The following is a 12,324-nucleotide window of genomic DNA, read 5'->3' as shown; positions in this document are numbered from 1 at the left end:
ATTTTTGACTCCATCGACGAACCGCGACGTGCAGAGGGGCGTGGTTTTCTCTGGCCCGTGATTTCGTTCGCCTAGCGGCTCACGTCAAGTTAAGTGGGACCAAGGGCGTCCGCGCAAATACGGCCGTCGCTGTGGGCTCCGGGCTCAACAAATCGAATCAGGAACGAGGACTGCAAAGAAACAGGATGCTCGGTCCACTATTTCTGCTTCGCGCTCTCTTCCGCTTTTCGTTTGCGGTAGTCGGCCAGGACCCCTTCTGGATCATCATTGAAGGCATCGCGGCAACCAGTGCAGCAGACGTAATACGACTTTCCCATATAACTGACTTTGATCGTTCCCAGTCCGCCGGTCACGACGCATTCGGGGCCCGAATTGCCCGCCGTTGCTAATCGAGTTCCATCGCGCTGGTAACCAATCTCGGCGACACGTGTGTAAAACGACTGCGGTTCGGGACGTTTTTCCATCAGCAGGATGACACGATTTTCGTTCATCGGCGTGAGCGTTACGCGGTGAATGTCCTTGTTCTCGTCCGCCTCGGACTCGAAAATCAATCGCTTTTCGTCTAGCTTTCCGCGATAGGTTCGAGTCGAATCGTCTTGCAGAGTGACGCTGAGCGTATATTGCTTCTTCGCGTCATCGAAACCAAATAAAGCCGACTTCCACAGTTTGCCCGATTCGATGTTCCAGCGAATGCCGTGGCTCTGGGGTTTCAGTTCCCAGAGTGCATCCGCACGCTCTTGCCATGCACCCTGTTGCGAACCCCGTTTCGGCTGCCCGATCCCGCGCCAGCCACCAATCAGTACTTGAAAATCGTGTAGAGCCTGGATCGTTGCGGGCTTCGCAGTTTCCTTTTCTGCCTCAGCTGCAAAGGCCGTCATGACGGCGACCACGCCGCCAAGGCAGATTGCGATGAACGACAGTTCCCGACGCATGTTCACCTCTTTGCTCCATTTGAGTCATTCTGACTACCGTGAGTATCTCAGTTTAGAGGCCAAGAATCCAGAGGTTTGTCACCTGACACGGAACGGAATGGCGAGGGCCATTCAAGAATGAGAAGAAACGCGGAGCGGGCCGATAAGCCGGGTTTTGTCGTGGACGATCATTTCTCTCGACCGCCGATTGCTCGGCGGCTCTAGCAACCTACCCGGACGTCAGACGAGACGGACAGCCTCGTGCCGTCGACCTGTTTCCAAGTCGACGAGCGACGCCCTGCTTGGTCTTGCTTCCGATGGGGTTTACCAAGCCGAACCGGTCACCCGATCCGCTGGTGCGCTCTTACCGCACCTTTTCACCCTTACCTCGTCACCGAGCCTCAAAAGCAAGCTCATGAGGCGATGAGTGACGATCGGCGGTTTGTTTTCTGTGGCACTGTCCCGGTCCTTGCGGACGGTGGGTGTTACCCACCATCGTGTCCTGTGAAGCCCGGACTTTCCTCCATGTGAAGAAGCGAACTTCTTCTCACAGCGATCGCCTGGCCCACTCCGCGAATGGGAAACTTTACGGAACCACGCCGATTGAAGATAGTAGGAACGCCGTATCCTGGAAGAAATCTTCGACAACTGTTCGATGAAACTCTGGGAAACCGCCTGAACTTCAGACTCAATCACCGTGTCCGGCACGTGAACGGAAACGACAGCAACCAGGTCTGGTCGACGATCTTCGGAGATACCTTATGGCTGGAATTCCCTGTTGGCAGGTTGATGCTTTTACAGACCATGCGTTCGGAGGTAACCCCGCCGCGGTCTGTTGGCTCGAACAGGAAGCCGAAACCGCCTGGATGCAGTCAGTCGCGGCCGAGATGAACCTTTCCGAAACCGCATTCGTCAGGCGGTTACCTGACTCCATGGAACTGCGATGGTTCACCCCAACCATCGAGGTCGACCTTTGCGGTCACGCGACTTTGGCAACGGCACGGGTGCTTTGGTCTGAAGGTCTCGCGCCGAAAGATCAACCTCTGCGATTTCAGACGCGCAGCGGCCTGTTGACGTGCCGGTTGAGCGGCGAACTGATTGAACTGGATTTTCCCGCGACTCCGCCGATACAGATCGACGTATCGCAAGAATTGATCGACGCCTTGGGCATCACTCCACTTTATGTTGGTCGATCGAAGTTTTATCAATTGGCGATCGTTGACTCGCCAGCGACAGTTCGCGCGGTAAAGCCTGATTTTCGAAAGCTGGCCGAAGTGCCGACGCTGGGTGTGATTGTGTCCGCCGCTTCGTCCGCCCCCCCTTACGATTTCGAATCACGGTTCTTCGCCCCACGGATGGGTGTCGACGAAGATCCGGTCTGCGGCTCGGCACACTGCTGCCTGACACCCTTTTGGTCGCAAAAGCTCGGTAAGAAAGAACTCCTCGCCTATCAGGCATCGGCGCGGGGCGGCATTCTTCACCTGCGCTGGGAAGGCGAACGCGTCATTCTGGGCGGACAAGGTGTCGTCGTATGGCGCGGCGAATGCCTGTGCTAAACGTTCGGACCACATATTCTTCGTTGAACCATTGTCGTTGAACCGGGCTTCTTCGATGAACTGCGTCGCGTCATTTCATTTCGTCTTTTCGCTCAACCTCGCCTCGTTGAGAAGCGCGGTTTTATTTTTTCCCCTCTCTCTCGAATCCATACCAGTCGGTAGGTCACTCACATTCACTCCATCGGCGAATTCTTCGCTGCGTTTGATGCCCCTGGCAGAAGGATGCAGATCCATGATGGCGCCGTCGCCGCTGGCTCCGGATTGAACAAGTCAGATAGATGTGAGCGGATCGCTACACCTCTTCGTCATCAGTCCCACTCACAACAGGCCTTCGCCCTGAGAGGCGATTCAACGTCTCCATCCATCACTTCCCATCCGACGAACTTCAGATCGCGTTCAGGAAAAAACCGCAAATTTGACCCCCACGAATCCCAGCCGAATGGCGGACAGGTGCCCATGAGGTCGATACAATCCCGAGACCTCACCGAGTGAGACCGCAGGCGCCAGATATCGACCGCTATATGGAGAATTCGCTATGAAGGCCGCATTTATTCGTGAAACCGGTGCGCCATCGGTCATCCAATTTGCAGACGTCCCTGACCCCGTTCCTGGTCCGACGGAAGTGCTTGTCAAAGTCGGTGCCGTGTCGGTCAACCCGATCGATACGTATATTCGCGCGGGGGCCGTCGCGATGATCTCCAAATTTCCCTACATCATCGGAGCCGATCTGGCGGGAACGGTCGAATCTGTCGGCAGCGAAGTCAAGCGATTCAAAGCGGGCGATCGCGTCTGGGGAAGCAATCAGGGCCTGTTCGGCCGTCGTGGTACGTTCTCGGAACTCGCAGCGGTCGATGAACGCTGGCTATATCCGACACCGGCTCGAGAAACCGATGCGGAAGCCGCTGCCGGTGCATTGGTCGGCCTGACAGCGCATGTCGGTTTGTTTTTACACGCGAACCTGGCCCCGGGTGAAGTTGTCTTCGTCAACGGTGGTGCAGGCGGTGTGGGCTCGGCTGTGGTCCAGTTGGCGAAAGCGGCTGGTGCGTTTGTCATCACGACAGCCGGTAGCGAAACAAGCCTAGCCATCTGCAAACAACTCGGTGCCGATCTGGTGCTCGATTACAATTCACACAACCTGGATGATCAGATTCGTGCGTTCAGCTTACCTCACGGCGGCGTTCACTTGTGGTTCGAGACCCAGCGCGAGCCGACGCTAGACCGCACGGTGTCGGCGATGGCACCACGAGGCCGAATCGTCCTGATGGCGGGTCGCGCGGCGCGGCCTGAATTTCCTGTCGGACCATTCTATGTCAAAGATCTGCGAATCATTGGCTTTGCGATCTTTAATGGAGCTCCAGAAGAACAGCGGGCTGCGGCGGATAAATTGAATACGCTCTACGAATTCAATCGTTGGAAACCACAAGTTGGCAAAACCATGCCGCTCAGTGAAGCCGCCGCCGCCCATCAACTGCAGGAGGATGCCACAGTGAAACGCCTCGGCAATCTGCATGGCAAGATTGTACTGATCCCCGAGTAACCGCCGGTCAGAAGCGGCTGACGGCAAAGCATGTTCGAGTCGTGCTCAAGTGCGATTCACAGATGCCCTTGCTGTCTGCAAGTCGACTCACTCGCCTAGGCCGACGTCGTGACAATCAAAATGAACAGAATGAACAATCGGTTTATGATTTTTCACCGTGCCGCAAACATTTGCAAAAATGGATTTGATCAGATGGAAAGAGAAATTGGACACCTTGTGATCGAATAAAATCGAGTGTCCTGCTTCGCAGGGTCGAACTTGATTTTGATGAGCTGACCAACCCTTTCCTTTATGACTGCCTGATCGCAACAGTGGTGTTCGGTCGTCGTCCTTTCAGCCTCTAGAACGGAATCATCCTTGGCGGAACCCATTCGAGAAGAACTGCAGGTTCAGCATCGTACGGCGGTGCTGGTTTCAGTGCCCGATCCAACCCGAAAACTCGGCAAAGAAAGAGCGCTCGACGAGTTGAAGGGGCTTGTGAAAACCGCAGGTGTGAAAGTGGTGGGCGAACTGGTCCAACTACGCGGACGCCCACATCCGGGAACATGTCTTGGCAAGGGGAAAATCGAAGAGCTTAAAGACCTGGTCGATGCGACGGGCGCCGAACTGATCATCTTCGACAACAATCTAACTCCGTCACAGGGGCGGCATCTTGAGCTCGAAACGAAGCGGATCATCGTTGATCGTAGCGAACTGATTCTCGATATTTTCGCCACACATGCTCGGTCAGCCGAAGCACGTCTGCAGGTCGAACTCGCGCAGCTTCAGTACACGCGTACTCGTTTGAAACGGATGTGGACCCACCTGGAACGCATCGAAGGGGGTATCGGAGCCAGTCGAGGTCCTGGTGAAAAGCAAATTGAAACGGACCGCCGGATCATCGATCAACGGATTGATGAACTGAAGCTTCGGCTCGCCGAAGTCGAGGTTCGACGTGAACGCATGGTCCGTCAGCGTGAATCCCATTCGCTCGTTTCCGTCGTGGGATATACCAACGCGGGAAAAAGTACATTAATGAATGCGCTGACGGGGGCTGACGTCTATGTTGCCAATCAGCTCTTCGCCACGTTGGATACTCGCACGCGAAAATGGACGATTCCGTCGTGGGGTGAATTGCTGTTGAGCGATACCGTCGGATTCGTGCGTGATCTGCCACATTCACTGGTCGCATCATTCAAATCGACCTTGGAAGAGGCAAGGCAGGCCGATTTGCTGCTGCACGTCGTCGATGCCTCAAACCCTGAAGCCGAACAGCAGGCCGAGACAGTCGAGCAAGTTCTCAACGAAATCGGCGTCGAGATCCGGAATTACATTCTGGTGCTCAATAAGGTGGACGCTGTCCAAGATCGCGGTGTCGTCGATGTCTTGCGGGCGAAGTATGCGCATTCGGTGACCGTTTCGGCACTGACCGGTGAGGGGCTCGACAAACTCGGCTTGCTCGTCGGTGAACTTCTCGGTGAAGGGTATGTCGATGCGGAAGTCACTACGTCCGCAGGAAACGGCAAGCTCTTCGCGTTTCTGGCCGAACATGCGGAGATCACCGACACCCAGTATGTCGAATCTACTGCGATTCTTCGTTGTCGGATTTCGCGAAACATCTTGTGGCGTGTGAAGGGCGAGAATACGACCGTACGCGTCATTGATCGACCTCAACCGTCGTTCGTGAATTAAACACGATCTGCCAAGCGATGATTGAACGTTTCGAACGAGAGTCAGACGCTCATTCGACAAACAGAAATTCGTTTGCGTTGAGTAGAGCGTGACAGAGATCGGCGAATGCTTCAGCGGCATTCGCCGATCGTTTTTCATCCGCCGTGCCCGCCGAACTCGGCGGTAGCGACGACTCGGTGGATGTCGCCGACAGATCTGCGATCACGGTTTGCTGGTCAAACAAGAAGCGGACTGCCGACTCCAATTCTGCGTCCGTCGCAGCTCGCCCGAACGTCATCTGCCAGGCCTGCCGAACCTTCTCAGCAGGATCGGCCGACTGGGCAGAGGCACTCGAACGCGAGGCGAGTTCTCGTCCCGCATGAATCACAATCTGATTGTTCAGCAGCATCAGTGCTTGCGGTGCGATGGTCGTCTTCGTGCGACAGCCACACGATTCGTGCATATCGGGAAAATCAAATGCGGCCATCAACGGATAGGGCAGATTTCGTTTCGCAAAAATGTAGATCGAACGCCGAACCTGCTGTGATGGTTCGCTCAATTTCCATTCGTAGTTGCTGAAGTTTGGTGGCAATCCAGGACGAATCCCAGGGCCATACATCGCATCGTTGAGCTGCCCCGACGCCATCAACCACGCGTCACGGATCCGCTCAGAGGAAAGGCGACGACGAACGAAGCCGCAATAGTCCGACGAGCGAGCACTGGCCAGAGACACCGTCTTTGTTTGCTGGCGATAGGTCGCCGACTCCACAATCCGTCGATGGATCCGTTTTGACGCGAATCCGTGCTCAATGAAATCGCTCGTCATCCAATCGAGCAATGCAGACAGAGACGGCTTGGGCGACTGAGTGCCAAAATCATTCGCGTTCGAGACGAGTCCCTGACCGAAATGCGTTTGCCAGATTCGATTGATCCAGACACGGTGTGTCAGTGGATGACTTGCGGCCGCAAACCAGCGCGCCAGGAACGACCGTCGCCCCGACGTCTGCGAACTAGGGGGCACGATCGCAAGGGGCCCGGGGGTGATGTCGCTCCTGAGAACGACGGGAAAATGGGGTTCAACCACTTCACGCGGTTTGTCATAACTTCCATTTTCCATCCGGCAGGTCGCAGGTGGCGATGTGGTCAATTCACTGATAGCCATGACCTCTGTCCGCGAAGGAGCAACCGGCTGGCTTTTTGAGGCCTCGGCCAGTTTTGCCAAGAGCTCGTCACGCCGTGCACGTGCCGCATCTTCGAGATGCCTGGGAATGTCGTCCTCTTTGACTCCCATCTGCCGCGCCGACCAGAATGCCAGTTGACGCTGCATCGTTGTGCGGTCTTCGATGGGCGTGTCGAGGGCCTCAAGGACTTCCGGGGGGAACTTCATCCGCCTTTCGCCCTGCATCTTGACGCGTGCCGGTCGTTCCAGCTGGTTCAGTTCACGCCGCAGACTGGCCGTTTCATCCAACCAGGCGCGTTCCGCGCGACGAAACTCGTCGAGTTGCAAATGAGTTCCAACGGCACTACGGTCTTCGAGGACGATTCCCGAGAAAAATGCCTGCAACTGGTAGAAATCGGTCTGCAGAATGGGATCGAATTTGTGGTCGTGACATTGAGCGCATCCAATCGACAGCCCAAGGAATACCGCGCCGACATTTCCTGTCAGATCATCGAGTGAGGTCTGACGCGCGAGCAGGATATTCGAAGCGTTACTTTCATCGGGCCACATGCGGCAGTACGCCGTCGCCGCCAGAGACTCGGGATCATCTGGAAAGAGTTCGTCGCCCGCCAATTGATCCTCGACAAATCGGTCGAATGGCAAGTCACGATTGAATGCCCGAATGACGTAGTCACGGTAGGTGTACGCACGGGGCCTGAGCGGATCTTCTTTGAATCCCGCTGTTTCCGCGAATCGAACGACATCGAGCCAATCACGTCCTGCTGCTTCGCCGTAATGTGGGCTCGCCAGCAGTCGGTCCACCAATCGTTCGTAAGCATCGGGTGATTGATCGTCCAAAAACTCGGCCACATCCGGCGGCGACGGCGGCAGGCCGATCAGATCGAATGTGAGACGCCGAATGAGTGTCGTGCGGCTGGCCGCATCAGCCAAATGGACCCCCTCATGTTGCAGGCGGTCTGCGATGAAGCAATCGATTGGACTTCGAACCGTCGAATCGCCTGTTGGCGATTCCTGAGTCGAATCAATCCTTGGGACGACGCTCCGTTCAACGGGGCGGAACGCCCAGTGATTTCGCTCCGATTCCGTGAACTTTGGCGTCTCTTGCGCCATCGCCGAAGCGATCACGCACAAGACTAGCGCCAGGAATTGAAGACCGTGTCGTATCGATTCGCGAACCATCGCCATCTCGACGGACCTCCGGGCGGATTCGAAGTCTCACTTTTCACGCAGACACGCATAAGGGATGATACGAGCACGAGCTTGCATTCATCGTGACGTCGCCAAATCCTTTAGAATCAGGACTCAGGCGACATGGGGATCATAAGCATATCGTTGCGGCGGTTGCGAGTGAAAGATCTTCCGGAGGTCGCAGTTCAGTCATGTATCAAGACGAGAGGCCGCGATCACGGAAGGGGACGAATTTTCCCCTTCCGTGTTTAAGCGACATTTGCCCCGCGATCACAGGATTTCCAGGGTCGGCATTTTAGGAGCAACCAGCAGTTGCTTGGCGATTTGCATGGCCACCTGCTCACAAATATGCAGCAGCGGTTTTCGTGAGGGATTCTCTTCGCTGAACAAGCTTGAAATCTGCCCAGCATCCCCTCGAATCCGGATTCCTGCGTCGATCGGCAGTTCACCCAGGAAGGGAATGTGCAGTTCTTCGGCTTTCGACTTGGCGCCGCCGCGACCGAAAATCTCACCCGTCATATTCTCAACGATTCCGAGCACCGGAATCTTCACCTGATTGAACATGCTGATCGCCTTGACGGCATCGAGCAACGCGACCTGTTGTGGGGTGCAGACAACGACGGCACCCGCGAGCCCGAGCGTTTGTGACAGTGTCAGCGAGATATCACCCGTACCCGGCGGGAGATCGATGATCAGGTAGTCAAGCTCGCCCCAGTCTGTGTCTTTCAAAAACTGCGTGATCGCACGATGCAGCAGTGGGCCGCGCCAAATCACGGCCTGATCCGGCTTCAGAAAATATCCCATCGAAATGACCTTAAGGCCATCCGACGAGACCGGCTGAATTCGCTCAATCTCTTCGCCCGACTTGGTCATCACTTTCACGGCCGAGGGCCGTTCGGTGGAACCAATCATATGTGGCACGCTAGGGCCGTAGACGTCCGCGTCCATAAGTCCCACCTGGCAGCCGAGCGTCTTCAGGCCATACGCCAGAGTCGTCGCGACGGTGCTCTTGCCGACCCCGCCTTTTCCACTGCCCACGGCAATGACGTTCTTGGCACGGAGACCGAACGAACCACCCGACATGGCCCCGCGGACGACCGCCGAGAATTCCACATCAACTTGCCCGACCCCAGGATCGGACTGCTTCACAGCTGCAGAAATGGCTCCAGAAATACGTTCACGTCCAGGATAAGCGGGCGTGGGCAACTCGATTTGCACCGAAACGACTTCGCCGGACCGGCGAACGCCTTTCAGCATTTCGAGTTCGCCGAAGTTGCGACCGATTTCCGGATCTTTCAAGCTCTGAATTGTTTGCGTGAGTTGAGCGTCCGATACCATTGGTTTTCCTGTGCGTCTCAGAGCAAGATTGTTTCGCGGCCCGCGGTTCAGATCAGATGGGCTTTCGTCCCAGCCATGAACTTGCCATAGGCCGCGTCGTCAGCGAGTTCGTGATCTCGCAGCCTGTTGCCGCCATCGACCGAAGATCACAAGCTGTTGTAGCACTGCATGGGCAGAGCAGCAACGATTGGCACGTCGTCTGCGATCGGCTTGATGAGAATTGGCAATCTCAACTCGTCCGAACTGACGCAGTTCGTGTGGAGCCGCAAAACCGTTACTGCCGATGTTGTCGGAGATTTTCTCGCGCGCAGAACATGCTGCACACAACGTGAGCACTGAAGCATGATTTTAAAGCACGGCACGCAAGCAGTGAGAGATGACCGAAGCGACAGATCCTGTTAAAGTCATTTCAATTCATAGATCGCATCGTGATGTCTAGACGTTGGCATTCTGATTGCTCATGAAGTTCGCAAAGCAGAGGCCTCGTGGCGCTAAATCCTTTGTTCCCCAGTTTGAAAGCACAACTTATGAGTGGAAGTACGGCTCGTTTTCAGGCAATCCAGGCAGTTACGAAGTACCAAGCCCTTTCCGAGCCATTGAATTTCGCCGCGACGACGATGGCCGAGGTCTTCGGTTCGAATGTCTTCAGCACGAAGGTGATGAAAGACCGATTGCCTAAGAGCGTCTTCAAATCCGTCATGAAGACGATTGAATCCGGCGAGCCACTTGACCCCGCGGTCGCGGACACCGTCGCCGCTGCCATGAAAGACTGGGCCATTGAAAAAGGGGCGACGCACTATGCGCACGTCTTCTACCCCTTGACGGGCCTGACCGCTGAAAAGCACGACAGCTTCCTGGCCCCTGATGGCCTGGGCGGCGCCGTCAACGAATTCAGCGGATCAGCACTGACACAGGGCGAACCAGACGCTTCCAGCTTCCCTTCAGGCGGCATCCGCGCCACGTTCGAAGCCCGTGGCTATACCGCTTGGGACGTGACAAGTCCTGCCTACATTCTCGAAAACCTGAATGGAACCACGCTGGTCATTCCCACCGCGTTCTTCTCGTGGACCGGCGAAGCGCTCGACAAGAAGACGCCTTTGCTGCGATCGATGAAGGCGTTGAACACCCAGGCACAGCGCGTGCTAAAGCTGTTCGGACATAAAAACATTCCGCTCGTCACAGCCTCGGCCGGCCCCGAGCAAGAATACTTCCTGATCGACCGCAATTTCTTCTTTGCTCGCCCTGACTTGATCAATGCCGGCCGTACCCTGTTTGGTGCCATGCCGCCCAAGGGACAGGAATTCTGCGATCAGTACTTTGGTGCGATTCCCGATCGCGTCCTCGCTTGCATGCTCGAAACGGAACGTGAACTGTTCAAGTTAGGCGTGCCCGTCAAGACGCGTCACAACGAAGTCGCTCCGAGCCAGTACGAAATCGCCCCGATCTACGAAAACGCGAACGTCGCTGCTGACCATCAGCAATTGTTGATGCTGACACTGAAGAAAGTGGCCGCAAAGTACGGTCTAGAATGCCTGCTGCACGAAAAGCCATTTGCTGGCGTTAACGGTTCGGGCAAGCACCTGAACTGGTCGCTGGGAAATGCCGTTCAAGGCAACTTGCTCGACCCGGGCAAGACACCGCACGAAAACATGCAGTTCCTGGTCTTCTGTGCGGCAGTGATTCGTGCCGTTCATAAACACAGTGCACTGCTACGCGCCGTCGTGGCTCACGCAGGCAACGATCATCGCCTGGGTGCCAATGAAGCTCCTCCGGCAATTATCTCGATCTTCCTTGGCGAACAGCTTGCTGATGTGTTCGAGCAGATCAAGAAGAGCGGTTCGGCATCGAGCAGCAAGCAAGCGGGGCTGATGAATGTCGGTGTCGACACGCTGCCTCCATTGCCGAAAGATGCTGGCGATCGAAACCGCACCAGCCCGTTCGCCTTCACCGGCAACAAGTTCGAATTCCGTGCTGTCGGTTCAAGTCAGTCACTGTCGGGACCGCTGGTGGCGTTGAATACGATCATGACAGAATCTCTCGATTACATCGCAACGGAACTGGAGAAGTCCACCGGCGGCGATCCAGCGAAGCTTGCCAGCTCGGTCCAGACGCTGCTCAAATCGATCATCAACGAACATGGCTCCGTGGTGTTCAACGGCGACGGTTACTCGGAAGAATGGCATGCCGAAGCCAAGAAACGCGGCCTGCCAAACAATAAGCAGACGATCGATGCACTTCCCGCCATCACCGATCCCGCCGTCGTGTCGATGATGGAAAAGTACAAAGTCTTGACCCCTCGTGAAGTTGCGAGCCGCGAAGAGATCTACTTCGAGCAGTACGTGTTGACGCTGAATGTCGAAGCACGCATCACGCATGAAATCGCGAAGACGATCATCTACCCAGCCGCCGTCCGATACCAGTCGGAACTCGCTGCCGCGTCTGCAAACTGCAAGGCAGCAGGAGTCGACTTCGACGCCGCGTTGCTGATCAAGCTGAGCGGATTGATCAAGACGTTGAACGAAAAGACGGCTGCGTTGGAACACTTGAACGAAGAAGGTGGTCACGGCGGACACGGCGTCAGCAATCCGAAAAAGGCGGCCGAACGCTGTGCGTTGAAGGTCAAGCCAGCCATGGATGCCGTGCGTGCTGTCGTCGACGAACTTGAAACAATCGTTGCCGACGATCACTGGCCACTGCCAACGTACCAGGAAATGCTGTTCATCAAGTGATCTGATCGGAACGCAGTGGACTCGCCCCGATGGGCCGACCGCTGGCCGACAGGCGGCATCTCCATCAGGAACAAGCCCCTGAGATGAACGAACCTGAATGGCCCGAGACCTCAAGTCTCGGGCCATTTTCTTTTACCAGAACCTCGAAAATATGGCGTCATCCGCACAGAACATCGCCCTCAGGCGAACCAACGATACGTTTTCGGCTCAAGGTGAATACTCGATGTGATTTTCA

The 12,324-nt window shown here is 55.9% G+C and carries 7 protein-coding genes and 1 other RNA gene; 4 read left to right on the top strand and 4 right to left on the bottom strand.

Annotated elements, in window-relative coordinates:
• Nucleotides 1–197 precede the first annotated feature (197 nt).
• Both OSO_RS0101950 and rnpB read right to left on the bottom strand, forming a co-directional pair.
• Nucleotides 198–932: a YHS domain-containing protein gene (locus OSO_RS0101950; RefSeq protein WP_010581891.1), complete on the bottom strand. Its 735-nt coding sequence runs from the start codon at nucleotides 930–932 to the stop codon at nucleotides 198–200.
• 127 nt (nucleotides 933–1,059) lie between these two features.
• Nucleotides 1,060–1,483, bottom strand: an RNA gene (rnpB, locus tag OSO_RS48145) — RNase P RNA component class A.
• 189 nt (nucleotides 1,484–1,672) lie between these two features.
• Here rnpB and OSO_RS0101945 point away from each other — a divergent pair.
• The 3 genes from OSO_RS0101945 to hflX all read left to right on the top strand — a co-directional run bounded on the left by OSO_RS0101945 (nucleotide 1,673) and on the right by hflX (nucleotide 5,675).
• Nucleotides 1,673–2,467: a PhzF family protein gene (locus OSO_RS0101945; protein ID WP_010581890.1), complete on the top strand. Its 795-nt coding sequence runs from the start codon at nucleotides 1,673–1,675 to the stop codon at nucleotides 2,465–2,467.
• A gap of 535 nt (nucleotides 2,468–3,002) precedes the next feature.
• Nucleotides 3,003–4,004: an NADPH:quinone reductase gene (locus OSO_RS0101930; RefSeq protein WP_010581889.1), complete on the top strand. Its 1,002-nt coding sequence runs from the start codon at nucleotides 3,003–3,005 to the stop codon at nucleotides 4,002–4,004.
• Between the two features lie 357 nt (nucleotides 4,005–4,361).
• Nucleotides 4,362–5,675 carry a GTPase HflX gene (hflX, locus tag OSO_RS0101920; RefSeq protein WP_010581888.1) on the top strand — a complete coding sequence of 438 codons (1,314 nt, stop codon included), beginning with the start codon at nucleotides 4,362–4,364 and terminating at the stop codon, nucleotides 5,673–5,675.
• Between the two features lie 49 nt (nucleotides 5,676–5,724).
• Here the strand turns inward: hflX and OSO_RS41770 are convergent, their stop codons facing one another.
• Both OSO_RS41770 and OSO_RS0101910 read right to left on the bottom strand, forming a co-directional pair.
• Nucleotides 5,725–8,019, bottom strand: coding sequence for a DUF1549 and DUF1553 domain-containing protein (locus OSO_RS41770; protein ID WP_010581887.1), 2,295 nt, complete (start codon nucleotides 8,017–8,019; stop codon nucleotides 5,725–5,727).
• Between the two features lie 273 nt (nucleotides 8,020–8,292).
• The gene (locus tag OSO_RS0101910) at nucleotides 8,293–9,360 is read right to left on the bottom strand and encodes an Mrp/NBP35 family ATP-binding protein (protein WP_010581886.1); all 1,068 of its coding nucleotides are present in this window, start codon (nucleotides 9,358–9,360) and stop codon (nucleotides 8,293–8,295) included.
• 527 nt (nucleotides 9,361–9,887) lie between these two features.
• On the opposite strand from OSO_RS0101910, the gene OSO_RS0101900 reads away from it, so the two are divergent.
• Nucleotides 9,888–12,089, top strand: a complete 2,202-nt coding sequence (locus tag OSO_RS0101900; RefSeq protein ID WP_010581884.1) for a glutamine synthetase III family protein — start codon at nucleotides 9,888–9,890, stop codon at nucleotides 12,087–12,089.
• Nucleotides 12,090–12,324 lie beyond the last annotated feature (235 nt).

The sequence above is a fragment of the Schlesneria paludicola DSM 18645 genome, assembly GCF_000255655.1.
Classification (GTDB): Bacteria; Planctomycetota; Planctomycetia; order Planctomycetales; family Planctomycetaceae; genus Schlesneria; species Schlesneria paludicola.
The sequence above is the reverse complement of the archived record's forward strand: the minus strand, read 5'-3'. Positions and strand labels throughout refer to the sequence as shown.